Consider the following 24972-nt stretch of genomic DNA (forward strand, 5'->3'; position numbering starts at 1 on the left):
TGACGGCTGCGACGGCGGCCTGGGTGTCGACGTCGTCCGACTGGACGGAATCCTCGACCGCGCCCACGATGAGCATCGGCAGGTAGACGGCCGCACTGATCACGATCCCGAGGGCCAGCACGCCGATCGCGATCCACATCACCCACAGGTTCGACTTCCGATGCGGCGACGGCGGAGCGGGCAGGTAGGGACCACCGGGGGCCCCGCCGTAGTGGGCCGAAGCGGATGCCGCCGCTCCCGTGGCCTCGCGGGTGTGCTCGCTCCACTGCACGCCGTTCCACCAGCGGACGGCGCCGTGTCCGTCGTCGTACCAGCCCGCGGGTGTCGTCGTCACGTCGGCAAGACTATCGGCCGCGCCTTCGAGGTCAGAGGCGGCCGTTCGTGGCCGAGAGCCTGGGGCGCGCAGCGGACTCAATCATCGACGATTGCGTCGATCGCCCAGCCCCCAGCGTCCGACCTCCACAGCTGATATTGGAACCGATCTTCGTAGTCGACAGACACACCCAGGTCATTGCCGTTGTCGTCGTAGGTGCTCGAATACGTCTCGGTCGTCGACACGGCGATCCACACACCGAAGGTCACGGCGCCGCGGATGAACGTCCCGTAGTCGTCGACCGAGCCGGCGAAGTCCTCGGATGCAGCGGCGAATTCGGCGCAATCGGTGAGGTCCATTCCCGCACGGAACTCCGAGGTCGTGGTCTCGAAGAAGGCGTCGCAGTCGCCGGTGAGCCACGCCTCGTTGTACCGCTCGACGGCATCGACGGCCGCCTGCTCATCCGGGGTATCAGGCTGATCGGCCGTGGGCTCTTCGGCGGCCGGCTCATCGGTGATGACTTCGCTCGGGACCGCGCCGGACGACTCCCCCGAGGTGGACGACAGCACGCTGAAGACACCGAAGAGATACATGAGCACTGCGCCGAGGAGGATGACCCCGAGCACCACCCACACGATCCACAGCCGTGACTTCGGCGTGACTGCAGGAGCGGCGGCTGCAGGGTCGCCTCCCCAGTAGGGACTGAGCGTCGGGGCTGTGGTCTGAGGCAGGGCGACATGCTCGGTCCACTGACTGCCGTCCCACCACCGCGTTCCGCCATGGCCGTCGTCGTACCAGCCGGGAGGCACCGTCGTCATGGCCAGACGATACTGCCTCGCCGCCGGCGCGCGCTCAGGTTGAGCTGTCGCGGCACGCCGGGGCGCGGCATCCGTCCACCGCCGTCCGGATCAGCGACTGCTGAAGGCGGCGTCGAACGCAGCCTCGGGTGCGGCGAACGCGTTCTTCTTGACGAATTCGAGCGCCTCGGGGGCGCCGAGCAGGCGATCCATGCCCGCGTCCTCCCACTCGACCGAGATGGGGCCGTCGTAGCCGATCGCGTTCAGCGCGCGGAAGGAGGCCTCCCACGGCACATCGCCGCGCCCGGTCGAGACGAAGTCCCAGCCGCGGTGCAGGTCCGCCCAGGCGAGATGCGAGCCGAGCCGGCCGTTGCGGCCGTTGCCGAGGTTGAGCTTCACGTCCTTGCAGTCCACGTGGTAGATGAGGTCTTTGAATTCGAGGATGAAGTCGACCGGGTTCAGCTGCTGCCAGATGAAGTGCGACGGGTCCCAATTGAGCCCGAACGTCTTGCGGTGCCCGATCGCCTCAAGGGTTCGGACGGTCGTCCAGTAGTCGTAGGYGATCTCGCTCGGGTGGACCTCGTGCGCGAAGCGAACGCCGACCTCGTCGAAGACGTCGAGGATCGGGTTCCAGCGGTCGGCGAAGTCCTGGTAGCCGGCGTCGACGGCTTCCTGCGACACCGGCGGGAACATCGCAACGTACTTCCAGATGCTCGAGCCGGTGAACCCGACGACCGTCTTGACCCCGAGCTTCGCCGCGAGCCGGGCGGTGTGCTTCATCTCCTCGGCGGCGCGCTGGCGCACCCCTTCGGGGTCACCGTCGCCCCACACCTGGTCGGAGAGGATGTCGCGGTGCCGCTGATCGATCGGGTCGTCGCAGACCGCCTGTCCCTTGAGGTGGTTCGAGATGGCCCAGACCTTCAGGCCGTGACGCTCGAGCAGTTCGAGCTTGCCTTCCACATAGCCGGGCTCGTCCCAGCGCCACGGGTCGAGGTGGTCGCCCCAGCAGGCGATCTCAAGGCCGTCGTACCCCCACTCGGAGGCGAGTCGGGCGACCTCCTCGAGCGGCAGGTCGGCCCACTGGCCGGTGAAGAGGGTGATGGGTCGCGTCATTGCGGTGTCCTTTCAACGTCAGGGTCTTGCCAGGTCGCGAGGTCAGTCGCCGACGGGCGTCCAAATGCTCCCGGCATCCGAGCTGCGCTCGACGGCATCGAGGACGCGCTGCACGTGCAGCCCGTCCGCGAACGACGGGAGCGGCTGGCTGCCGCTGTCGATCGCCGAGACGAAGTCGTACACCTGGTGGGAGAAGCCGTGCTCGTAGCCGAGCATATGACCCGTCGGCCACCACGGCGCAAGGTAGGGATGGTCGTGCTCGGTGACGAGGATCCGCCGGAAGCCGAGCTCCGTTTCGGGCAGGGTCGCGTCGTAGAAGTCGAGCTCGTTGAGGCGCTCGAGGTCGAACGAGATGGCGCCGAGCGACCCGGCGATCTCGATGCGCAGCGCGTTCTTGCGGCCGGTGCGGAATCGCGTCGCCTCGAACGAGGCCAGCGCGCCGGAGTCGAGTCGCCCGGTGAACAGCGCGATATCGTCGACGGTCACGGCGCCGCGCTCGCTGGAGGCGGTGCCGGAGAGTCCGATCCCCTCTCCGAGGAGGGGGCGTTCCGAGACGAGCGTCTCGAGGATGCCCGAGACGGTCGCAAGCCGCTGACCGGTGATGTACTCGGTGAGATCCACGGCGTGGGCGCCGATGTCGCCGAGCGCACCTGACCCGGCTTTGTCCTTCTGCATGCGCCAGGTGAGTGGCGCCTCGGCGTCCATCAGCCAATCCTGCAGATACTCGGCGCGCACCTGACGGATCTCGCCGATCCGCCCCGCCGCGACGAGATCACGGGCGAAGGTCGTCGCCGGCACCCGACGGTAGGTGAATCCCACCATGGAGCGGATGCCGCGCTCGGCCGCCCGCTCGGCTGCGGCGGTCATCGCCTCCGCCTCGGCGACGGTGTTCGCGAGCGGCTTCTCGCAGAGGACGTGCTTGCCGGCCTCGAGCGCGGCGATCGCGATCTCGGCGTGCGTGTCGCCCGGTGTGACGACGTCGACGACGTCGATGTCCTCACGCGCGATCACCTCGCGCCAGTCGGTCGCGCTCTCGGCCCAGCCCCACTTGCGTGCGTTGGCCGCGACGCCTTCGGCATCCCGCCCCACCACGACGGTCATCTCGGGCTCGACCGCGAGGTCGAAGAATCGGGGGGCGACTCGCCAGCCCTGGGAGTGTGCCGCGCCCATGAAGCCGTGGCCGATCATGGCGACGCGAAGCTTGTTGGTCAACCCAGTGTCCTCTCGGGTGGTTGGCGCGGGGCGCCCGTCGTCAGACGGACGCCCCGCGATGATCTCGTGTCTACTCGAACGCGAGGTCGATGTACTGGTCGACGTTCTCCTTTGTGACGACGGGAGCGTCGAGCACGATCCGGTTCGGGATGCCAGGTGTGATCAGGTCGCCCATCGTCTTGCCCTGCGCGATGAGACGCGCCAGCGCGACGCCGTCAGCGCCCTGCGTCGACGGGTAGATGACCGTGGCCTTGAGCACCGTGTCGTCGGCCTGGATGGCCTCCATGGCGCTCTTGCTGCCGGCGCCGCCCATCATGAAGAACTCGTCGCGACCGGCGGAGTCGATCGCCGCGAGGACGCCGATGCCCTGGTCGTCGTCGTGGTTCCAGAGTGCGTCGATGTGCGGGTTGGCCGCGAGCAGCTGGGACGCCGCAGCCTCGCCGCCGGCGACCGTGAAGTCGGCAGCCACGCGGGCGGAGACCTCCAAGCCACAGTCATCGAGTGCATCCTTGAAGCCCTTGGAGCGATCCTGCGTCAGCGGCAGTGAGTCGATGCCGGCGATCTCCGCGACGATCGCGTCGGGGTTGTCGCCGAGCTGCTCGCAGATGTAGGTTCCCGCGCTGACGCCCATGCCGTAGTTGTCACCCAGGATCGTGGCGCGTGCCGCGAACGGGCTCGAGAACAGCCGGTCGACGTTGATGACCGGGATGCCGGCCTCCATCGCCTTGATCGCGGCTTCGGTCAGAGCAGCGCCGTCGGTCGGCAGCAGCACGATCGCGTCCACCTTCTGGTTGACGAAGTTCTCCACGGCGGCGATCTGTGCGATCGGGTCGTTCGTGCCCTCCGCGACCTGCAGGTCGACGTCGCCGAAGCTGTCGGCGGCGGCCTTGGCGCCGGAGTTGATCGCGCCGAGCCAGCCGTGGTCGGCCGCAGGGCCCGAGAAGCCGATGACGACGGTGTCGCCCTCGGCGGCGTTCTCCTCCGTCGTGGTGCCCTGGTCGACGACGTTGTCCTCGTCTGCTCCGGAGCCGGTGCAGCCCGCCAGCAGTCCGACAGCGGCGATGACCGCGGTGCCGGTCAGTATCAGGCGTGTGCGCGCCTTCAGGTGTGAGCGCATTGTTATTCCTCCTTGAATGTGATGCAGCCGTGGCAGCGTGCTGGATTCGAGAGGGAAGTGCTGCCCGCACTCGAGGGATCCACGCTGACGGGATCAACGTAACAGAACTGCGCTTCTGGGTGTCAGCTTTTGTTTTTCTGTCGTCAGAAGTGGGTGGATCGTTATCTTCGCGTGATTTCGGCGGCGGTAAGTCTTCCACCATCCCATTCGTTCGCAGACAGCAGCCCGAATTGGCACTCGGCAGAGCGGACCGGGCGTGTTATGTTCAGCAAGTGATCAAAGTTGACCATGGATCGGCGTTACTCACGGTGACCGGCGTGACAAAGTCCTTCGCGGGCGTGCAAGCCCTGCGCGGTGTCGACCTGGATGTGCTGCCGGGCGAGGTGCATTGCATCCTCGGCCAGAACGGCGCGGGCAAGTCGACCCTGATCAAGGTGCTCGCGGGAGTACATCGTCCTGATGAGGGTGAGCTCTCCTGGCTCGGTGAAACGGTCGAGATCCCCACGCCTGAGGCGGCGATCGAACTCGGCATCGCGACCATGTATCAGGAGCTCGACGTCGTCGACGGTCTCACGATCGCCGAGAACATCTTCCTCGGCCACGAGCTCGCGCGGGGTGGATTCACCCAGCGCTCCGAGGCAGCACGCCAGACTCGCGAACTGCTTCGCCGACTCGGACACGCCAATCTGTCGCCCAACATGGAGGTCGGCCAACTCAGCGCGGCGAGCAAGCAGATCGTGAGCATGGCGCGCGCTCTCTCGCACGACATCAAGCTGATCATCATGGACGAGCCGTCGGCGGTGCTGGACGGCGAAGAGGTGAAGAACCTCTTCCACGTCGTGAAGGAGCTCACCTCCGCCGGCATCGCCGTCGTCTACATTACGCACCGTCTCGCGGAGATCCGCCAGATCGGCGACCGCATCACGGTGCTGAAAGACGGCCGGTCGATGGCCAGCAGCCTGCCGGTCGCCGACACCCCGACCGCCGAGCTCATCCGGCTGATGACCGGCCGGTCCGTGGCGAACGTCTTCCCGCCCGCGGTACCCGTCCCCGCCGACGCTCCCACCGTGCTCGAAGTCGACGGGCTCGCGCTCGCGGGCGTCTTCGAGGATGTGTCGTTCTCGGTCCGCGCCGGCGAGGTGATCGGCCTCGCCGGGCTCGTCGGGTCGGGGCGGTCCGAGATCCTCGAAACCGTCTACGGCGCGCGGCGCGCCACCTCCGGAGCGGTGCGAGTGGGCGGCAGCACCCTTCGCCGCGGCTCTGTCGTGCACGCGGTGCGGGCCGGGATCGGCCTCTCACCCGAGGAGCGCAAGAGTCAGGGTCTCGTCCTCGACGAGCCCATCTTCGTGAACGTGACACTTTCATCCATGTCCCGGTACGCCAAGGCGGGATTCCTCGACGAGCGCGCCGAACGCAAGGTCACCCGCGAGCAGATCGAGGCGCTCGAACTGCGTCCCGCCGACCCGGACCGACCCGCCATGACGCTGTCGGGCGGCAACCAGCAGAAGATCCTCCTCGCCCGCTGGCTGGTGCATGGCACGAAGGTGCTCCTGCTCGATGAGCCCACCCGCGGCGTGGATGTCGGTGCCCGCGCCGAGATCTACGCTCTCATCCGCCGTCTCGCCGCCGCGGGCAATGCCATCGTGGTCGTCTCCAGTGAGATCGAGGAAGTGCTGGGTCTGGCCGACACCGTCCTCGTCATCTCGGACGGCCGCGTCGTCGCGTCACTTCCCGCCTCGCAGATAGACGAGCACGGCGTACTCGATCTCGTCATGAAAGGAACGGCCGCGTGAGCGAGCAGACCACCGGGATGCAGAACGTCCCCCAGCCACCCGCCGGACAGCCCGCCCCGCCGAGCGGCGATCAGCACAAATCCGGGTTCCAGCGATTCATGTCGGGCTCAGTCGGTCGCAACCTCGGCCTCGTGGTCGCGCTGCTGCTGCTCGTAGTCGTCGGCGCCATCACCGCTCCCGACACCTTCACCAGCCTCAGCAACGTGCTCACCATCCTGCGCCAGGCATCGATCATCGGCGTGATCAGCATCGGCATGACGCTCGTCATCATCGCGGGCGGAATCGACCTCTCGGTCGGCTCGGTGATGGGCCTGGCATCGGTCGTCGCCACGATCGCCGTCGTCCAGAACCTTGCCGACAACTCGCATTGGATCGTGATGGTGGTCGCCGCACTCGCAGTGGGTGTCGCCGCGGGGCTCGTGAACGGCGTGGTCATCGCGTACGGAAAGGTCGTGGCGTTCATGGCGACCCTCGCCATGCTCGTCGCTGCGCGCGGACTCGCCGAGATCCTCGCGGAGCGTCGCACGCTCCAGGTCGGCGACCGGGGTTTCATCCTGTTCATGAATGCCGACCTGATCGGCGTCGACATCCTGATCTGGATCTTCGCCATCGTCGCAGCGCTCGGGTGGGTGCTGCTCAACCGCACGACCTTCGGCCGCCGTACTGTCGCCATCGGCGGCAACCGCGAGGCCGCCCGTCTCGCGGGCATCAACGTGAGACGCCACATCATGTGGCTGTACGCACTGTCGGGTCTCACCGCCGGCATCGCCGCCGTCATGATCCTCGGACGCACGACCGCCGGCACGTCGACGCACGGTCAGCTGTACGAGCTCGACGCGATCGCCGCCGTCGTCGTCGGCGGAACCCTTCTGGTCGGCGGCCGCGGCACGATCACCGGCACCGTGTTCGGCGTCCTCATCTTCGCGACTCTGACGAATGTGTTCGTCCAGAACAACCTCACCTCGTCGGTGCAGGCGGTTGCGAAGGGCGTCATCATCGTCATCGCGGTGCTGCTGCAGCAGCGATTCGCCAAGCCCACCGGACGAGCGACATGATGGATGCCGCGCCTGGCGCCAGCGGACTATTGAACGTCCTGCGGCACCTGGGCGCGGCATCCCCGTCCGAAGTCACGCGATATTCGGCAATCCTGAGCCGAAGGTAGATGAAATGTGGCGCGAATGAGCATCGAATCGTCTCCCACCGTGTCGGGTGTGGGGCAGCTGTTCCAGCTGCTGCGCGATGGCGTGCCGCGAACCCGCGCGGAGCTCGCGAAGTCGACGGGCCTGGCCCGGTCGACGATCGCGGTCCGTGTCGACGAGCTCCTGCGGATGGGTCTCATCATCCCGATAGCCGACACGGTGTCGACCGGCGGGCGGCCTCCCTCGCTGTTCGCCCTCAACCCGAGCGCCCGCCTCGTGCTCGCCGCCGACATCGGCGCCTCGCATGCCACGCTCGCGATCACCGACCTCGCCGGCTCGATCGTCATCGAGCACAGCGAGCCGCTCGATGTGGCCCTCGGTCCGGTGCCCGTGCTCTCCTGGGTCGTCGAGAACGCCGTCGCGATGCTCGAGCGGATCGGGCGCTCGACGAAGGATCTCGCCGCGATCGGCATGGGCGTCCCCGGTCCGGTCGAGCACTCGACCGGTCAGCCCGTGAACCCGCCGATCATGCCCGGCTGGGATCGCTTCGACGTCCCCGGCTGGGTGCAGCAGCACCTGGATGTTCCGGTGCTCGTCGACAATGATGTCAACATCATGGCGCTCGGCGAGCGCGCGGTGGCGTGGCCTGGCGTCGATCACCTCATCTTCGTCAAGGTGGCCACCGGCATCGGCGCGGGCGTGATCTCGGGCGGCGTCCTGCAGCGCGGCGCGCAGGGCATCGCGGGGGACATCGGACACGTCCGGGTCGCGCGCGGGGCGGGCGTGCCGTGCCACTGCGGCAACACGGGATGCCTCGAGGCCCTCGCGTCCGGCCCAGCCATCGCCCGCGCGCTGCGCGCGCAGGGAGCGCCGGCCGAGAACGGCGACGACGTCGTCAACCTCGTCAAACGGGGGAACATCGACGCCATCCAGGCTGTGCGCCAGGCCGGCCGCGACATCGGCGAAGTGCTGACGACGTGCGTCAGCCTCGTGAATCCCTCGGTGATCGCGATGGGCGGGTCGATGTCCCGCGTCGGCGAGCACCTCATCGCCGGGGTGCGCGAGGTCGTCTACACCCGGTCGATTCCGCTGGCGACCGAGCACCTCGCGATCGTCCAGTCTGCGGCGGGAAAAAACGCCGCGGTGCTCGGAGCGAGCATTCTCGCGATCGAACACGCGCTCTCCCCCGAGACGCTCACCGCTCTCGTCCACGCCTGACCGAGCGCGCCAGAAGAAGGCGCCCCCGGCCCGCGCGGGTCAGGCCGCGACCGCGACCAGGCGATCCACGATCGCACGGTAGCGCTCGGCGACGGCCGGCCAGGACGAGTCCTGCGCGTCGCGCAGCGCGGCGTCGCGCATGCGCTCGGCCGCGCCGTCCTCCTCGAAGACCAACCGGATCGCGGCGGCGATCGAGTMGGGGTCCTCGTGCTCGACGATGAGTCCGGCGCCCCGGCCGAGCAGTTCGACGGCATGCGGGAAGCCGGTGGCGACGACGGGCACGCCGGCTGCCACCGCCTCGGCGAGCACACCCGACGTGGCCTGGTCGCGCGCGTCGTAGGGCAGCAGCACGACGTCGGAGCCTTCGACCAGTTCCGCGAGCTGCGTCGGGTCGAGGTAGCGGTCGTCGAGGGTGACGACGTCCGTGAGATCGAGGTCGATGATGAGCTGCTGCAGCGATTCGCGGTAGCGCTCACCCTCGCGGGCGAGCACCTTCGGGTGCGTCCGGCCGGCGATCACGTACTCGATCGAGGGGGTGGACTCGCGCAGCTGAGCGATGGCCCGGATGCCCCATTCGAGGCCCTTTCCCGGAGTCATGAGTCCCCAGGTGAGAATCCGCTTCGGCCCCGCGTGCGCGATCGCCGGTGCCGCGCGAGGCGCCGTGACGCCATGCGGGATGACGCGGACCTTGGACTCCTTGACGTTGTACGACCGGCGCAGGATCGCGCGGGCGTTGTCCGTCATGACCACCACGATCGCGGCCAGCCGGCACACCGTGTCGAGGACCGCGCGCTGATGCGGTGTCGGTTCGAGAAGCACGGTGTGGAGCACGACGATCGCGGGGGTCGACAGCGATCGCAGCAGCGGGATGATCTCGTCGCCGTCCGGTCCGCCGTAGATGTCGTACTCGTGCTGGATGATCGCGACATCGCACTTGTCGAGGGCGCGCACTGACGTGCGCATGCTGACGCGATTCCGGGAGATCAGATCGGCGGTGGTCGGGATCAGGCCGATCACCGGAGGGCTGAGCCGGCCGTCCCGCACATCGAGCACACGCACGATGGTGGGAGGCTGCGCGTCGCCGGCGGTGAGTGCCTCGGCGAGCGCCTCGGTGAACGTGGCGAGCCCGCATCGGGTGGGCGGATACGTGGAGAGAAACCCGAAGTGGGTCATGGCGACCATCTCTGTGGGCCCGGAGTCATCGACCCTGGGATTCTTCGAGACGTCTGCCGAACGGCATCCCTCGTGGAACTGCGCCTGCACCGCCGCGGTCCGGTCCACGCGACGTGCCGAAGCCACCGCGCTGTGCCCCCAGTCTACACGTGGGGTATGCCGGCCTCCCGGCGACGGGAGCAGCGAGGGCCTCGCCGGTGTCGTCGCCGCGCCCCAGACTGGTCTCATGAGAGACGGACCTGCGCGGTGGGTGCTCCATGTCGATCTCGACCAGTTCATCGCCGCGGTCGAGGTGCTCCGGCATCCCGAACTCGCCGGCAAGCCGGTGATCGTGGGCGGCCGAGGCGATCCGACCGAGCGCGCCGTGGTGTCGACCGCGTCATACGAAGCGCGGGAGTACGGTGTCGGCTCCGGGATGCCGCTGCGCATCGCCGCCCGGAAGATTCCGGATGCCGTGATCCTTCCGGTGGATGCCCCGGCCTACACCGCGGCGTCCGAACAGGTCATGGCGACCCTGCGCGCGCAGCCGGGCGCGGTCGTGCAGGTGCTCGGCTGGGATGAAGCGTTCATCGGCATCGCGACGGATGATCCCGAGAGTGTCGCGCGGCGCCTCCAGCAGGCAGTCCTCGACCGGACCGCCCTGCACTGCAGCGTGGGCATCGGCGACACCCTCGTCCGCGCGAAGGTCGCGACCGGGTTCGGCAAGCCTCAGGGCATCTTCCGGCTCACCGCCGAGAACTGGCCGGCGGTCATGGGCGCACGCCCGACCATCGAGCTGTGGGGCGTCGGCACCAAGGTGCAGCGCCGACTGGCCGGGCTCGGCATCCGCACCATCGCGGAATTGGCGTCCGCCGACGATGAGCTGCTCGCGGGTGAGTTCGGGCCGAAGATGGGTCCGTGGTACGGCCAGCTCGGGCGTGGCGAGAGCACCGCGGTGGTCGACGACACGCCGTGGGTGCCCCGCGGGCACAGCCGCGAGACCACGTACCAGCAGGACCTCACCGAGCGCGACCAGATCGAGGAGGCCGTGGACGAGCTGCTGCTCCAGGTGCTGCATGACGTGACCGCCGAGGGCCGGCCGGTCATCGGGCTCACGCTGAAGGTGCGTTATGCGCCGTTCCTCACCAAGATCTTCACGAAGAGGATTCCGGCCACCTACGACCGTGACATCGTGCGAGCACGTGCCATGGATCTGCTCGCGAAGGTCGAACCAGAGCGTCCGATCCGACTGCTCGGCATGCGTCTCGAGATGGCCATGCCCGAGGACGCGCGCGAGGGCCACTCCCCCACGCGCAGCGGCTGGTAGCCGAGCTCCGCCGCTACGGCGTCCACCAGGGTCGCAGCGGCAGACCGCTGATGCCCTCGCGATCGTCGGGTCGCCCCATCAGCACCTGGTGCAGCTGGATCCCGCCGGCCTCGAAGCCGAGCCGCGATCCGGCCATGTACAGGCCCCACACCTTGGCGGCGGGAAGCCCGACCTCGTTTACCGCCTCATCCCAGTGCTCGACGAGGTTGGCGCACCAATCCCGCAGCGTCAGCGCGTAGTGGGGGCGGATGTTCTCCTCGTGCAGCACCTCGAGTCCGGCATCCTGCGCTTCGGTGATGATGCGACCGGACCCGATGAGCTCCCCGTCGGGGAAGACGTACYGGTCGATGAAACCGGGCGCCGATGGCTCGCCCTTGTTGCCGGGGCGGGTGATGCAGTGGTTGAGCAGCAGCCCGCCCGGGCGCAGCCGCGACTGCAGGAACCGGAAGTACGCCGGATAGTTGCGCACGCCGATGTGCTCCAGCAGACCGATGGACGAAACCGCATCGAAGTCGCTCTCGGCGATGTCCCGGTAGTCGCCGTAGCGCACCTCGGCCAGCTCGCTGAGTCCTTCCTCGACGATCGCCTGGTGCGCCCAGGTCGTCTGCTCCCGCGAAAGCGTCACGCCCGTCGCCCTCACCCCGCGGCGAGCGGCGTAGCGCACCATGCCGCCCCACCCGCATCCGACGTCCAGCAGCCGGTCGCCTGGCTGGAGACGCAGCTTCTCGAACACCAGCCGGTACTTGTTCTCCTGCGCCTCTTCGAGCGAGGCGTCGAGGTTCGGGTAGCACGCGCAGGTGTAAGTCATCGAGGGCCCGAGCACCCACTCGTAGAAGGTGTTCGAGACGTCGTAGTGGTGGTGGATCGAGTCGGCATCGCGCGACTTGCTGTGTCGGAGACCGGCCGCGACGCGGCGCCAGCGCGGGGGAACCTCCTGCGGAGGGGGCGCAACCGGACGCAGGTTCTCGAAGCCGATCGTGCGGGCGATCTTGGCCATGAGCCGCGCCGGCGGCCGCCGGAACACGAGGCCCTCCGAGAGCGCCTTGAGCAGCTCGTACGGGTCGCCGGGGTGCACACCGTGGATGTCGAGGTCGCCGGCGATGTACGCGCGAGCGAGCCCGAGGTCGCCGAATCCGGTGGCGAGATACGCCGTGCCGCGGGGAGTCTTCAGGTCCAATCCGAACGGCGCATCCTCCGGTCCCGCTGAGCTTCCGTCGTAGGCGGTGAACCGCAGCGGCAGCTGTCCGCCGGCGAAGATCTCAAGCACTTCGGCCAGGGTGAGCTTGCCGCTCTCTTCAGCCGGGCCCCCGGCATCCGTCTCATCTTCCGTCGCGCGGTCCTTGAATGTGGTCATCGCCGTTGCACCGCCTTCGCATACAGGTCGAGCAGTCGTGAATCCGGGTCGTATCGCTGCTTGACGACCCGGTAGGTCTCGCCACCGTAGAGCGCGTCGAACTCCTCCGGGGAGTAGAACGCGTCGGAGTAGAGCGACTTGTGGCCGTCGAGCTCGCCGACCCGGCGCTCGATCATCCGGTTGCTCTCGCCCTCGACCTGACCGACCGGCACCGTCGACCAGAAGCCGATGTTGACATAGGTGCGATTCGGCTCGATCGGGTACAGCGGCCATCCCTCGCTGCCGCGCAGCCGCAGCGGGCACAGCCAGATCGGCTCGATCGGCACGTTCGCCAGGAACCAGTCGAGGAATTCGACGCAGCGCTCGATCGGCACCTCGACGTCCTGGATCACGCGTTCGCGCGGCGGGCGCCCGTGGAGCTTCTCGAGCCGGTCGCCGATGTCGTACCGACGCTCCAGCCTCATGAGCTTCCAGTAAGCGCTGCTGCGCAGGTAGCGTCGCGGCCAGAATCGACGGACGAGCGGATGCTGCGCTCCGAACGCGCCGGAGCACCAGAACCAGTCGGTGTCCCACCGCCACAGATAGTCGTGGATGGTGAGCCGGTCGGTCTTGACCCCGTCGTCGTGCTGGAGGGATCGGTAGTAGATCTGCTGCCCGGTGTAGTCGCTGACGGGTCCGGATGCCGCGGTCTGCACGCCGACGCACAGGTAGCTCTCGTCGGCGCTGAACACCACACCGTCGAGGTAGTCCACCGGGATGCCGTCGAGTTCGCCGGTCTGGATGATCCGGTCCATCGTCGCGACCAGCTCGGTGAGGCTGTGGAACCGGACCTGGCGAAGTGCAACGAACGGCTGGACCTGTTCCAGCTCGATACGCAGCCGGACGGCGTAGCCCAGCGTGCCGTAGGAGTTCGGGAACGCGCGAAACAGGTCGACGTTCTCGTGCGGCGAGGCGGTCACCACCTCTCCCCCGCCGGTCAGGATGTCCAACTCGAGCACCGACTCGTGCGGCAGCCCGCTGCGGAACGACGTCGACTCGATGCCGAGGCCGGTGACCGCACCGCCGAGGGTGATGGTCTTCAGCTGCGGCACGACGAGCGGCGCGAGGCCTGCGGGAAGGGTCGCGGCGACGAGATCCTCGTAGGTGCACATGCCGGCCACGTCGGCGGTGCGCGCCTCCGGGTCGATCGCGATGACGTCCGCCAGCCCGGAGGTGTCGAGACCTGGGGCGTTCGTCTTCGTACGAGCTCGGAACAGATTCGAGGTGTGCTTCGCCAGCCGCACCGGGGCGGCCGCTGGGACAGCGCGATAGCTCTCCAGAAGCCGCTCTACGCCGGCGGCGTGAGCGGTCCGTGCGTCGGTTGCCGGGGCGGACACGCCTCCACGCTAGTCCTCGACGGAATTCGCGTGAAGAGGAGAAGGCGCGAGCGATTCGGACGCTAGTTGGACTCGACCGAGGTCGTGTGGTGCGGCGTCCCGACCGGTTTCGACTCGCTCGATCCGCGCTGGCGCAGGTAGATCGCGAAGGTGACCATCGCACCGACGGCGAGGAACTCGGACTGCCAGTTCTGCAGCGTGCGGTTCCAGAAGTCCGCGGACACCACGTAGTCGAGCCACGTCTCGGCGGGCATCCCGTGCTGGGCGTTCTCGTCGTTGGCCACGGCGACACCGCCGACGGACTGGGCGAACCAGGACAGCAGGAAGATCGTGCCCATCACGAGGAGCAGCGAGTTCGAGTACACCCACTGACGCCATCCCTCGACGCGCGCCCAGCGTGGCGAATCAGGCCGCGCGTGCGCCCCGACGAGCTGCTCCTCGTCGGACCCGGGACCAGCATCACCGGGCTCCTTCGATTCGGGCGAGCCCCGCTGGATGAGCCAGACCGTCGCAGCGATGAACAGGAAGAACTGCAGGAACTCCGACTGCCAGTTCTCCGAGACATCGACGAGGAACGCCGACGAGGTGACGAACTGCCCGTACGAGATCGCGGATTCGCCGTGCTGCATCAGCTCCTCGTTGTTGTTCGCGAGCCCGACGAAGGACTGACCGATGAGCRCCGCGGCGAACAGCGCGAGGAAGAACAGGCTGAGTCCGTTGTCCCGGAGGAATGTGCGCATCTCAGCGACCCAGCAGCGGTAGCAGGATCATCACGGCAAGGCCCGCGGCGATCAGGATCATCCACGTCCAGAACATGCTCCGCATGCCGATCGTCTCCTGCTCGGTCGGTGTCATAACGCTGACGCTAGACCTCGCAGTGCACACCCGGAGGGGGCTTGACGTGGTGGCTCGCATCGGTCGCACCACGCACCGGCAGGCTTGTCAATCCCCACCCGGGCGGCACGGACGCGACGCAGAATCGTCTGACACGACTCTCCTCGCCGAGTGATCTACGACGATGCGACACCGATTGTCGCTGACAGAGCGCGGAGCCTGCCATGACCGACACCACCCTCACCCAGCGGTTCGCGCTGGAGCGCGTCGACCCGAGCACCTGGGTGATCACAGACACGCAGGCGACGGATGCCGCGGCCCCGCCCATCGCGCACCTCACGCTCAACGATTACGAACAGGTCGAAGTGATCTGGGGAGTTCCGCTGCCGCTGCCCGTCACGTTCGCGAACCTGCAGGACGCCCTGGACAGCCTCGACGAGTGGGCCCACCGCAAACGCGGCGCAACCAAGCCCATCCCGATTCCGCATTTCCCGCCCCCGCCGCACTGAGCGCTCAGGTCTCAGCGCTCCGCGGGGGTGCGAGGCGCTTCGCACCGTGCTCGACGACGATCCGAACGAGCTGCGTACCGGGGACGAAGATGTTGACCGCCTCCACCCCGACATCGAGCAGGAACTTGGGCTCGAGGATCTTGCCCAGATACTGCTCGAACGTGGCGCCGCCCGGATGGGTGTCGCCAGTCAGTCCGTCGAACTCGATCACGGCCTCTTTTCCGGCGTGACGATAGCGAAAGGCGTACACCGGCCGATAGACGAGGTCGACGACATCCACCGTCACTCGCTCCTCCAGCACGCGGTCCGCGTCGATCTTGCCGATGGCCGCCGCCATCACCTCACGCACGAGCATCGACGCCTTCGCCTCCGGGGGAACCACGACGGTGCCCGACGTGGCTTCGGCGGCCAGCGTCTCCGCGTTCGCCAGCGTGCTCGCGAAGCTGTCGTACCCGCTCAGCGTCGGGTTCTCGGCGCGGGTCAGCCCGTCGTACGCGAAGGCGCGCGCGTTCTCGTCCCGGCAGGACTCGAGGCCGGACAGCACGAAGCGTCCCTGGCTGACGAGAAGGGTCTGCTCGGCGACCTGGACGCTGCGGACACTGGATGCGACGGGGACGGCGTAGGTCCGCGTCCGTTCGTATTCGGCCACCGTCGTCACGTGCAGCCGCCAGAACGGCTGCAGCCGGCGCTCCCGGTAGACGCACTCGTAGTCCTCGGAGGTGGCGCGATTCAGCAGGCCCCCCAGCTTCGCCCCGGTGCCGAACGCGTCCGCTCGCCGCGACCACGCACGGCCTTCGGCGTGGTCGAGGCTGAATCGATCGGTCAGCAGGAGGATGCGCTCCTCGGCGACCTCGACCTCCATCGCGACACCCCCTATCGATGTCGGGGTCAGCATACGACCGCTCGACGCCGGGCGGGAGGGGCTCCGCTACGACGCGAATGCGCCCCGGTGGTCGACCGCCCACTGCGACAGCGGCGTGGGCGTGATTCCGAGGGGCGGGGTGACCGGCTGCTCCGGCTCCTCGATGGTCTCGGACCAGTACCCGAGCAGCATGTCGATGATGTCGTCGGGAATGAACCGGCCGACGTCCTCGCGGAACTCATCGGGCGACACCTCGATGAGGGGCACATCGCGTCCGATGGCATCCGCGACGGCGGACAGCTGCTCGGTCTTCGTGAGACTCGCGGGGCCGGTGAGCTCGTAGATCCGGCCCGAGTGCCCCGGTTCGGTGAGCACGATCGCGGCGGCGGTCGCGACATCCGCTTCATGGATGAGCACCTGCGAGGACGTCGGGTACGGAACGCGAACGCCGTGGCCGGCGCGGACGGCGAACGACCACGAGAGCAGGTTGATGGCGAGGTTGCCGGGACGGAGGATCGTCCAGTCGTCGGTGCGCGCGGTGACGACCTCCTCCACCGCGCGGTGGTGCAGTTCGCTGGCGGATCCCACATCGCGCGAGTTTCGTGCCGACACCGCGAGCGAGGACAGCACCACGAAACGGCTGACACCCGCGGCGATGGCGCGGTCGACGAAGGCCGCGACCCCTTCGTCCGCCGGGAAGAGGTACACCGCGTCGACGTGGTCGAAGACCTGGTCGGGCGCCGTCGCGAGACTGCCTTCGTACACAGCGACACCGTCGGGAAGTTCGGCTGCCGCGGCGGCTCGACTCAGCGCGCGCACCGCGACGCCTCGCTCGAGCAGTTCGTTCACGAGGCGACGGCCGATATTCCCGGTCGCACCGGTGATGAGAATCGTCATTTCAGCTCCTTGGTTGGTGAGAACCCCAGGCTACGAACTGATTAGGTCTTGATCGGTCCTAATTCACCGGCATGATGGACGGGTGACCGATGCCACCACGACCTCGCGCGTCCTCCGTCTGCTCAGCCTCCTGCAGACACGTCGCTCGTGGCAGGGCACCGAACTCGCCGAGCGCGTCGGCGTCAGCCCTCGCACGATCCGTCGTGACATCGACCGGCTCCGCGAGCTCGGCTACCGCATCGCGGCCGAGCGTGGCGCCATCGGCGGCTACCGCCTCGAGGCGGGCACGGAGCTTCCACCGCTGCTCTTCACCGCCGACGAGGCGGTGGCTCTCGCGCTCGGGCTGCGTGCCGGCGCCGCGGACGGGGCCGTTCGCGACCTGTCCGATCTCACGGTCTCGGTGCTCGCCAAACTCGAGCAGGTGCTGCCGGCCACGGTCCGGGCGCACGTGCATGCCACCCAGGTCGCGGTCTCATCCCCCGCCCCCGTGCGAGCCCGCGAACAGGTCGATCCGGAGATCTTCGCGTCGCTGGCCCTCGCCTGCCGCGACTCCGAGGTGGTGCGCTTCGGGTACGTCGCCGCCGATCGCGTGCGCACCTCGCGTCGCGTCGAACCCGTCTCGCTCGTGCCTGTCGCGGGCCGGTGGTATCTCCTCGCCTGGGATCCCGGAGCAGACGATTGGCGCACGTTCCGCCTCGATCGCATCAGCGCTCCGACTCACACGCGACTCATCGTGGCGCGTCACGCCCTTCCGGGAGCGGATGCCGCCGCGTTCGTCGTGGAACGGCTCGCGGCCGCGGTGACACCGCGCTTCACGGCGACGATCCGGATTGCTGCGCCGCTGGCGGAGGTCGATGCGCACCTCGGTCCGTATACAACGGGGCTGAGCGCCGACGGGCCGGCGCACACACTCTGGGTCATCCACGACGACCACCTCGAGATCCTCGCCGGCGCACTGACCTGGCTCCGATGGGAGTTCACCATCGTCGAAGGCGAGGAGCTCCGGCACTTCACCCACGACTTCGCGTCGCGGCTGTCCGCGTGAGGATTCTCTGACCTCAGCGGTTGCGGTCAGGGAGCGGTGTCGGCGCGCGACCTGTCCGAAACGGCCCGGGCCAGCGCTCTGAGGTGTGCGTCGCCGGTGCGAGAGTCCGGTTCGAGGTAGCTGCCTTCGGTCCATTCGTTCCATGCGTTCACGATCACGACCTGTGCGCCTGCGCTGTCCGCCGCGAACGCCAGCGCTTCCGACACCGAGGCCCCGAACGCTTCCGGAGTGTTGCCTACCACGACCGGGTAATACGGCCACTCCGAAATGACGAGCGTGTCGTCCTGATTCACCCGAGTCGTGGAATCCCAGCCCATGGCGACGGTGGGAACGAAGTCGACGGCGTGCGTCTCCCGCAGCGAGTGCCACTCCAGCTGGGCGGCGGAACGCCACTCCTCGTATTCGAAGGTGAGCTGGCCGGCGGGCAGGCTGGCCCACCGGTCGGAGGGCCACCCGTAGGTGCCGACCGAGTCGAAACCCAGCGCGGCGATCGCCGCGGGGTCGAAGGACTCGTATGCCCCGAGAACGTTCAGGTGAAGCTCGCCGCAGCCGGCGGCACGAGCACGTGCCCGGAAATCGGCAAGGAGGGCACGGGTGCCGTCGGCTCCCCCGAGCCCGGTCACCAGCTCCTCGAGGAGGAAGACGGTGAACCATGCTTTTCCGTCAACGCGCCAGTATGCGGGGTGGGCGAAGTATCGCTGGATGACAGCATCCGTCATCCGAATGAATTCGGCTTCGTCGACAGCGCCTTTGAACCACAGTTCGGGGTCTTCGCCCACGTTGCCCGGGAACACCCCGCGCCAATCGTGGTTCGCCCACATCAGGGCGAACTTGATCCCCGGATCGGGCAGGCTGAGGAAGGTCTCGTCAAGGGGCCGATTGAGGAAATCCGCGCCGTCGTACCAGTACCAGTCCCATAGGAACGCGTCGATGCCGGAGCCTGCGGCCAGATCGCAGCTGCGCTGCATGTTCTCAGGCACGGTCTCATCGAGGTACCCGAGCGTCGGGATCTGAGGCTGATAGTGACCCTCGAACCGCGGTCGCCCCGCCTTGATCAGATCCCACTCGGTGAAGCCCTCACCCAGCCATGGCGCTCGACGCGGCTCGTCGTGCCAGCTCGGGAAGTAGATCGCGGCGACTTCAATGTCACGGGACACGGGGTGGCTCCTCGGGCGATGCGCGTGCCCGAGGAGCTTCCCCGGCCGAGGGTCAGATTAGCGCGTACCGGTCACGCGGCGGCGTGCGAAGAAGACGTAGAGCCCCAGCACGATGATCGCGCCGATGATCGAGCCGATGATGCCGGAGGGCTGCAGGAAGCCGCCGTTCGGGTCGCTCCCGAAGATCAGGAACCCGAGGAAGCCTCCGACGAACGAGCCGACGATTCCGAGCACGATCGTCAGCAGGATGCCGATGCTCTGCTTGCCGGGAATGACCGCTCGGGCGATCAACCCCGCGATGAGGCCGATGACGATGAGGCCGATGATGGTCCAGAGCATGATGTTCTCCTTCGAGTGGCGAGCGCCGTCGGGAATGCGGCGCTCAGGTCGGCGACCAGGCTATGACCCATGGTGCAGACGCGACGGGCCCTTCACATCGAGAACGCAGCGCGGTAGCATGCCGGACTCCTGCGGAACGGGCATGCGCTGCTGCGGTGTGAGTGAGCACATCCGTCATGCTGCAGTCGCGTCACTGCAGCAGCGGGAGGAGCAGTTCGCTCAGCGCGATCTCGGTCTCAGCGGGCTCGAGCCCGCCGTCGAATCGCAGGATGCGCCACGTGTTGGCATCGCAGATCGCGACGATCTGCGCGCGCCTTCTGGTGCCCTCTGCTTCCGGCAGTGACGGATCGAGCGTGAACGCGCGGCGGCACCAGTCCACGTGGAATGCGCGCCCGCGAGCGGTGATCTCGGGCAGGCCGGGCACGAGTGGGGCCTCGGAGTAGGTCTTGAGGATCAGCACCCCGTACCGCTCGTAGTGCAGCACGAGGTTGTGGATCGTGTCGACTGCGGACGCGTCTGCCGCGGCTTCGCGGGCCGCGACGATCCGAGCCAGTTCGCGTTCGACTGTCGCGTTCATGAGCGCGGGCTTGCTGCCGAATCGACGGATGACGGTCTGCCCGGTCACGCCGGCATCGGCGGCGATGTCCTCGATGCGAATGTGCTCGTACGGAGTTGATATCAGCCGCGCCAGCATGGCATCGACGATCCGCTCCGCAGTGAGCTCGGCATCCTTCGCCCGCGCTGTCATCCGGTACGGCCGCGTATTCATGTTAGTTACGCTAACAGCTAAATCCGCCGATATTGATGTTAGTTTCGCTAACTTCAAACCATGGACACCTACACCGAACACACCGAGCGGATCGAAACCCGTCTCGGAACACTCAACGCCCGCGTCATCGGCACCGGGCGCCTCACGATCCTCTGGTCGTCGATGTTCGTCGACAGTCACACCTGGGATCGGATCCTCCCTCTCCTCATCGACGGGAGCGCGATCCGGCGGCGATTCGTGCTCATCGACCCACCCGGCTTGGGKCTGAGCGACGCGCTGGTCCGTCGATCCACGATTTCGGAAGCCGCGGATGCCGCGCGCGACGCACTCGTGGCGCTTGGCGCTGATGAACCAGTCGATTGGCTCGGCAACGCGTTCGGCGGCCATGTCGGCCTCAACCTGGCGACGGATCGCACCACCCTGCGGAGTCTCGTCGCGATCAGCTCGCCGACCGAGCCGATCGCCCCCGCGCTGCGACGCAAGATCGGTGTGCTGCACCCGATGCTCACGCTCGCCGGCCCCGTCGGACCGGTGCGGGACGYCATCGTCGAGGCGATGCTGACCGACGAATCCGCGGCGACGCCTTCCACGCTCCAGGTTGTACTGGACAGCCTGGCGCGTCCGACGAAGGCGAGCATGAGCCTTGCCCTGCGTTCCTTCATCATCGACCGCACCGACGTGACCGACCGGCTCGCCGACATCCGCGTGCCGAGTCTCTTCGTCGCCTCCGACGACCGCGGTGACTGGAGCCCCGCCGATGCGCAGYGCGCGGCATCCCTCGCACCAGGCGCCCAGGTCATGACCGTGACAGGAGCACGCACCCTGGTCCCGCTCGAGCAGCCCGGGCAGCTCGCCGCGGAGATCATCGCCTTCTGGGATCAGCTCACCGACTGAACAGGACTCCCGTGCTGCGCGCCCGGGTGCGATCCCACCGGACCGCGCCCGGGCGCTCTGAGTGATGTCAGGCCTGGTCGGGCCGCTCGACCTCGGTTCTCAGATCGCCTTGTGCCGCACCCGATCCGCTGCGGCCGCCACCTGCGCCTCGCAGCACGAACGCCACCCCGACGGCGAGGACCGCCCCGAGGATGGGACCCACGATGTAGACCCAGTACCCGGTGAAGTCCCCCGCGACCAGATCCGGTCCGAACGTGCGAGCCGGGTTCATCGAGGCTCCCGAGATCGGGCTGCCCCACAACCCGGCGAGGGCGATGTACGCGCCGACACCGAAGGCGCCGACGATGCCGATGTTCTGCGCGCCCGAAGCTGTGCCGAGGATGACGCTCACCAGCCCGAATGTCAGCACCGCCTCCATCGTGAGGGCGGACCAGTCCGACCAGCCGTCGGCCGGGTAGTTGGACCCGAACGACGAGGACACCCCGATGACCAGCGTCAGGAACCACGCCGCGAGCGCGGCGCCGGCGAGCTGCACGACGATGTAGCCCGGCACGCGTCGCCATGGGAAGTCTCCGCGCAGAGAGAAGGCGAGCGTTACGGCGGGGTTGAGATGTGCGCCGGAGACCTTCCCATGAAAAGGATGATGGCCATCACCATCAGCCCGGGCGCGACCACGGCAGCACCTCGGTCGATGGTGTCAGGAAAGGCCTCGCCCATCATCCCGCCGCCGGCCGCGACCAGAACCAGGAAGAACGTCCCGAGAAACTCCGAAACGAGGCGACGCCACTCCTGCTTCCCATCTTGGAAGTCGGATATCGGCTGGATCACCTCGGCTTCGAACCATCGATCGAAGCGACCCTTTTCCGTTGCACTCGAATCCTGCGCCATCGTCAACTCCGTTGCTTGGGAACGACTTGAACGGCGCCAGGGACTCAAGTCGGCGAGTACTCGACGTCGGCATTCGCGAGCATAGGGGTGTCGTTCCGCACCCCACAAGAGATCGTCTGGTGCCGACTATCGTTGTGACTCGTGACTGACGGGCCGGCAACCAGATACGCGCGCTCGGTGAGCGCTTGGACGCCGCTCGATTGGTGGAAGCTCGAAGCCAGAGCGCTCTACGGCGTCCCGGAACTGCGCAAAGCGATGGCGTACTTCGCACCCGCCCCGGCATATCGGGACCTGGCGAAGGATGTCGCCCCGCGATGGGGCATCCTGCTGACGGCCTCGCACATCGCGAGCTTCACCTTTCCGATCCTCGCCGCACTCGTCGTCTTCGCCCCGGTCATCCGCGGCGGAGTCGCCCAGGTCGGATTGGGCGGTGCAATGGCGGGAATCGCGGCGCTGATCGCCGTGATCGGGTTCATCACCGACAGTCGTGATCCCCTCGGAGTCGATCCCCACATCGGGCGGCTCCTGGGGAACCTGCACCTGCTGCCGTCGAGCATCGGCTCGGTCCTCGCGATCATGGCGATCGCGCAGGACAACGCCGTCGGAGCGATCGGCGTCATGGGCTTCATCGCCGACGCCGTCGTCGGCGCCCTCCACTACTGGTTCTATCGCGGTCCCGCTGATTCCGGCACCGCCCGCTGGACGCGCAACATCACGCGGCTGCAGCTGGCGTTGGACGCCACGCCGCCGGATGAGCAGGCCCGCATCAACTCCGACATCCAGCAGGCGCTCGCGGTGCTCGGGGAACGAGGCATCCTCCCCGACGAGACGCTGGCGCCTGCGAGGGCCGTGGCGATCGGGCGGCTGGGGATGACCATGGCCCCGCGGGATGACCTGAAGCCGGCGAAACGCTAAACCGCGCGTCCCTGGTGCGCCCGCGGTCACGGCCCGACGTCGAACCAGAAGTCAGCGCGGTCGCCCCCGTCGCGTTCGAACGCGATCTGCCAGCATCCGGGCGCATCGAAGGAGAATCCGATTCCCCATTCGCTGCCCGGACGATGAAAAGTGCTGCCGCCGTGAGGATCGGGGCCCCAGGCGAGCGGCCGCTGCGATCCATCCGGAGCGAGAACATGCACGTGGAGTGTGCCACTGCCGGTCATCCGCACAGCCATCTTCGTCGTGCTGCCGTCGCCGACGATCGCATCGGCGTCTGGACCGAACAGCAGGCCGTAGGCGGTGACGCTTGTCGAACCGGTGCCCTGGATCACCTGCCCAAGGGTGGGCGATGGAGGGTCGCAGTCCTGGCCGCCGAGAGTGCCGAGATTCGATTCCGTGACCGATGGCGAAGCCGCAGGCGCCGGCGGAGCGGTGCACGCAGTCAGCACGAGCGCCGTGCCGATGGCGAGGGAGGCGCCCCAGCGGCGGGAAGAGGACGGCCGATCAGACATCTCAGTAAGTCGCGCGCCCGCCGCTGATGTCATAGACGGCGCCCGTCGAGAAGCTGCATTCGTCGGAGGTGAGCCACGCGACCAGCGCGGCGACCTCCGACGCCCTGCCGACCCGGCCCATCGGGATCAGCGATGTGATGTGCGCGAGCACCTCCGGCGCCGTCGCGGCGTTCATCGGGGTGTCGATCACGGCCGGCGCGATCACGTTGACGAGCACGCCGGTCTTCGCCAGTTCCTTGCCGAGCGATTTGGTCAGGCCGATGACGGCGGCTTTCGAGGCCGAGTACGCACTGAGATTCGAGTTGCCGTCTTTGCCCGCCATGCTCGCGATATTGACGATGCGCCCCCACCCCCGCTCGACCATGCCCGGCACGACCGCCTGTATGACTCGGAAGGTGCCGTGCACGTTGACGTCGAAGGTGCGCTCCCAGGCCGCGGGGTCGGTCTCGATCAGGGGCTTGTTCGGTCCGACGATGCCGGCGCTGTTGATCAGGATGTCGACCGGGCCGACCGCGGCGACGGACGCGGCGATCGACGCCGCATCCGTGACGTCGACCTGGTAGTCCGCTTCCGAGGACACATCGAAGGTGATGACATCGATGCCGTCGGTCCGCAGTCGCTCGGCGCAGGCGGCGCCGAGTCCGCTCTCGCCGCCGGTGATGATCGCGCGCCTCATGCGGGGCCCCTTAGGTGTGTCAGTGAGATTCACGGCTGACCTTGTCGCCGCTCGCGCCCACGAGGAAGTCGAGGTCGGCGCCGGTGTCCGCCTGCATGACGTGGTCGACGTAGAGCTTCGCCCAGCCGCGCACCGGCGCAGCGTAGGCAGCCTCGCTTGCGGGGGTCTGGCTGCGGGACTGCAGCTCCTCGTCGGTCACGTCGAAGCTCAGGACGCGGTTCTCGACGTCGACGGTGACGATGTCGCCGTTGCGGATGAACGCGAGCGGTCCACCCGCGGCCGCCTCAGGCGCGACATGCAGGATGACGGTGCCATAGGCCGTGCCGCTCATCCTCGCGTCGCTGATGCGCACCATGTCACGCACGCCCTGCTCGAGGAGCTTCTGCGGCAGCGGCATGTTCCCGACCTCGGGCATCCCGGGATAGCCGCGCGGACCACACCCGCGCAGCACGAGCACCGACTCTGCGGTGACGTCCAGATCCGGATCGTCGATGCGGGCCCGCATGTCCTCGACGCTGTCGAACACGACCGCGGGTCCGACGTGCTGCAGCAACTCCGCGGTGGCCGCCGACGGCTTGATGATCGCTCCGCGCGGGGCGAGGTTGCCGCGCAGCACCGCGATCCCGGCATCCTCCATCAGTGGCGTATCGCGCGGGAAGATCACGGTGTCGTCGAACACGGGGTGATCGACGAGGTAGTCGACGAGCGGCTTGCCGGTCACCGTGATGGGCTCGGGGTGGAAG

General features: G+C 67.9%; 27 protein-coding genes. 8 read left to right on the plus strand and 19 right to left on the minus strand.

Features of this window, described 5'->3' with window-relative positions; genetic code table 11:
• The 5 genes from AC1DVT_RS05985 to AC1DVT_RS06005 form a co-directional block, all read right to left on the minus strand.
• On the minus strand, positions 1-334 hold a 334-nt coding region (locus AC1DVT_RS05985; protein WP_477387345.1), incomplete at its 3' end, for a DUF2510 domain-containing protein.
• A 77-nt stretch (positions 335-411) separates the two neighbouring features.
• Positions 412-1131, minus strand: a complete 720-nt coding sequence (locus AC1DVT_RS05990; protein WP_477387347.1) for a DUF2510 domain-containing protein — start codon at positions 1129-1131, stop codon at positions 412-414.
• A 90-nt stretch (positions 1132-1221) separates the two neighbouring features.
• A complete protein-coding gene (locus AC1DVT_RS05995; RefSeq protein ID WP_477387349.1) occupies positions 1222-2223 on the minus strand; it encodes a sugar phosphate isomerase/epimerase family protein in 1002 nt (333 codons plus the stop codon).
• A gap of 42 nt (positions 2224-2265) precedes the next feature.
• Positions 2266-3411 (minus strand): Gfo/Idh/MocA family protein, encoded by a 1146-nt coding sequence (locus tag AC1DVT_RS06000; RefSeq protein WP_477387387.1) that lies wholly within the window; start codon positions 3409-3411, stop codon positions 2266-2268.
• Positions 3412-3505: 94 nt separating this feature from the next.
• The gene (locus tag AC1DVT_RS06005) at positions 3506-4552 is read right to left on the minus strand and encodes a substrate-binding domain-containing protein (protein WP_457099090.1); all 1047 of its coding nucleotides are present in this window, start codon (positions 4550-4552) and stop codon (positions 3506-3508) included.
• 317 nt (positions 4553-4869) lie between these two features.
• On the opposite strand from AC1DVT_RS06005, the gene AC1DVT_RS06010 reads away from it, so the two are divergent.
• From AC1DVT_RS06010 to AC1DVT_RS06020, 3 genes are all read left to right on the plus strand, one after another.
• Complete coding sequence (locus tag AC1DVT_RS06010; RefSeq protein WP_477387351.1) at positions 4870-6345, plus strand: sugar ABC transporter ATP-binding protein; 1476 nt, start codon at positions 4870-4872, stop codon at positions 6343-6345.
• Positions 6342-7400 carry an ABC transporter permease gene (locus AC1DVT_RS06015; protein WP_457099088.1) on the plus strand — a complete coding sequence of 353 codons (1059 nt, stop codon included), beginning with the start codon at positions 6342-6344 and terminating at the stop codon, positions 7398-7400. Before AC1DVT_RS06010 ends, AC1DVT_RS06015 begins: the two co-directional genes overlap by 4 nt.
• 123 nt (positions 7401-7523) lie before the next feature.
• A complete protein-coding gene (locus AC1DVT_RS06020; RefSeq protein ID WP_457099087.1) occupies positions 7524-8702 on the plus strand; it encodes an ROK family transcriptional regulator in 1179 nt (392 codons plus the stop codon).
• Positions 8703-8741: 39 nt separating this feature from the next.
• Here the strand turns inward: AC1DVT_RS06020 and AC1DVT_RS06025 are convergent, their stop codons facing one another.
• On the minus strand, positions 8742-9983 hold the full coding sequence (locus tag AC1DVT_RS06025) for a glycosyltransferase (RefSeq protein WP_477387353.1): 1242 nt from the start codon (positions 9981-9983) through the stop codon (positions 8742-8744).
• Positions 9984-10101: 118 nt separating this feature from the next.
• Between AC1DVT_RS06025 and AC1DVT_RS06030 the strand changes: the two genes are divergently transcribed.
• Entirely contained in the window at positions 10102-11181 is a 1080-nt protein-coding gene (locus AC1DVT_RS06030; protein ID WP_477387355.1) for a DNA polymerase IV, read from the plus strand.
• A 13-nt stretch (positions 11182-11194) separates the two neighbouring features.
• On the opposite strand, the gene AC1DVT_RS06035 is transcribed toward AC1DVT_RS06030, so the two are convergent.
• The 3 genes from AC1DVT_RS06035 to AC1DVT_RS06045 form a co-directional block, all read right to left on the minus strand.
• On the minus strand, positions 11195-12535 hold the full coding sequence (locus tag AC1DVT_RS06035; RefSeq protein ID WP_477387357.1) for a class I SAM-dependent methyltransferase: 1341 nt from the start codon (positions 12533-12535) through the stop codon (positions 11195-11197).
• Complete coding sequence (locus tag AC1DVT_RS06040) at positions 12532-13911, minus strand: FAD-binding oxidoreductase (protein WP_477387359.1); 1380 nt, start codon at positions 13909-13911, stop codon at positions 12532-12534. Before AC1DVT_RS06040 ends, AC1DVT_RS06035 begins: the two co-directional genes overlap by 4 nt.
• A gap of 62 nt (positions 13912-13973) precedes the next feature.
• Positions 13974-14651, minus strand: a complete 678-nt coding sequence (locus AC1DVT_RS06045) for a DUF6766 family protein (protein ID WP_477387361.1) — start codon at positions 14649-14651, stop codon at positions 13974-13976.
• 318 nt (positions 14652-14969) lie between these two features.
• On the opposite strand from AC1DVT_RS06045, the gene AC1DVT_RS06050 reads away from it, so the two are divergent.
• On the plus strand, positions 14970-15254 hold the full coding sequence (locus AC1DVT_RS06050; RefSeq protein ID WP_477387363.1) for a hypothetical protein: 285 nt from the start codon (positions 14970-14972) through the stop codon (positions 15252-15254).
• Positions 15255-15258: 4 nt separating this feature from the next.
• Here the strand turns inward: AC1DVT_RS06050 and AC1DVT_RS06055 are convergent, their stop codons facing one another.
• On the minus strand, positions 15259-16149 hold the full coding sequence (locus AC1DVT_RS06055) for a hypothetical protein (protein ID WP_477387365.1): 891 nt from the start codon (positions 16147-16149) through the stop codon (positions 15259-15261).
• A 33-nt stretch (positions 16150-16182) separates the two neighbouring features.
• Entirely contained in the window at positions 16183-17013 is an 831-nt protein-coding gene (locus tag AC1DVT_RS06060; protein ID WP_477387367.1) for an SDR family oxidoreductase, read from the minus strand.
• Positions 17014-17095: 82 nt separating this feature from the next.
• Between AC1DVT_RS06060 and AC1DVT_RS06065 the strand changes: the two genes are divergently transcribed.
• Entirely contained in the window at positions 17096-18058 is a 963-nt protein-coding gene (locus AC1DVT_RS06065) for a helix-turn-helix transcriptional regulator (protein WP_477387369.1), read from the plus strand.
• Between the two features lie 26 nt (positions 18059-18084).
• On the opposite strand, the gene AC1DVT_RS06070 is transcribed toward AC1DVT_RS06065, so the two are convergent.
• The 3 genes from AC1DVT_RS06070 to AC1DVT_RS06080 form a co-directional block, all read right to left on the minus strand.
• The gene (locus AC1DVT_RS06070) at positions 18085-19215 is read right to left on the minus strand and encodes a glycoside hydrolase family 99-like domain-containing protein (RefSeq protein WP_477387371.1); all 1131 of its coding nucleotides are present in this window, start codon (positions 19213-19215) and stop codon (positions 18085-18087) included.
• Between the two features lie 57 nt (positions 19216-19272).
• The gene (locus tag AC1DVT_RS06075; protein WP_457099076.1) at positions 19273-19554 is read right to left on the minus strand and encodes a GlsB/YeaQ/YmgE family stress response membrane protein; all 282 of its coding nucleotides are present in this window, start codon (positions 19552-19554) and stop codon (positions 19273-19275) included.
• A 190-nt stretch (positions 19555-19744) separates the two neighbouring features.
• The gene (locus AC1DVT_RS06080) at positions 19745-20323 is read right to left on the minus strand and encodes a TetR/AcrR family transcriptional regulator (protein ID WP_477387373.1); all 579 of its coding nucleotides are present in this window, start codon (positions 20321-20323) and stop codon (positions 19745-19747) included.
• A 60-nt stretch (positions 20324-20383) separates the two neighbouring features.
• Between AC1DVT_RS06080 and AC1DVT_RS06085 the strand changes: the two genes are divergently transcribed.
• Positions 20384-21217, plus strand: a complete 834-nt coding sequence (locus AC1DVT_RS06085; RefSeq protein WP_477387375.1) for an alpha/beta fold hydrolase — start codon at positions 20384-20386, stop codon at positions 21215-21217.
• 67 nt (positions 21218-21284) lie between these two features.
• Here the strand turns inward: AC1DVT_RS06085 and AC1DVT_RS06090 are convergent, their stop codons facing one another.
• Together AC1DVT_RS06090 and AC1DVT_RS06095 are read right to left on the minus strand one after the other, a co-directional pair.
• Entirely contained in the window at positions 21285-21797 is a 513-nt protein-coding gene (locus tag AC1DVT_RS06090) for an MIP/aquaporin family protein (RefSeq protein WP_477387389.1), read from the minus strand.
• 14 nt (positions 21798-21811) lie between these two features.
• Entirely contained in the window at positions 21812-22105 is a 294-nt protein-coding gene (locus AC1DVT_RS06095; protein WP_477387377.1) for a hypothetical protein, read from the minus strand.
• A 177-nt stretch (positions 22106-22282) separates the two neighbouring features.
• Here AC1DVT_RS06095 and AC1DVT_RS06100 point away from each other — a divergent pair, with 177 nt between their 5' ends.
• Positions 22283-23020: a hypothetical protein gene (locus AC1DVT_RS06100; protein WP_477387379.1), complete on the plus strand. Its 738-nt coding sequence runs from the start codon at positions 22283-22285 to the stop codon at positions 23018-23020.
• Between the two features lie 26 nt (positions 23021-23046).
• Here the strand turns inward: AC1DVT_RS06100 and AC1DVT_RS06105 are convergent, their stop codons facing one another.
• From AC1DVT_RS06105 to AC1DVT_RS06115, 3 genes are all read right to left on the minus strand, one after another.
• Positions 23047-23553, minus strand: coding sequence for a hypothetical protein (locus AC1DVT_RS06105; RefSeq protein WP_477387381.1), 507 nt, complete (start codon positions 23551-23553; stop codon positions 23047-23049).
• 1 nt (position 23554) lies between these two features.
• The gene (locus AC1DVT_RS06110; RefSeq protein WP_477387383.1) at positions 23555-24229 is read right to left on the minus strand and encodes an SDR family NAD(P)-dependent oxidoreductase; all 675 of its coding nucleotides are present in this window, start codon (positions 24227-24229) and stop codon (positions 23555-23557) included.
• 19 nt (positions 24230-24248) lie between these two features.
• The coding region (locus AC1DVT_RS06115; protein ID WP_477387385.1) for an IlvD/Edd family dehydratase at positions 24249-24972 on the minus strand (724 nt) is incomplete at its 5' end.

It is taken from the genome of Microbacterium sp. P2_F9 (assembly GCF_056403635.1).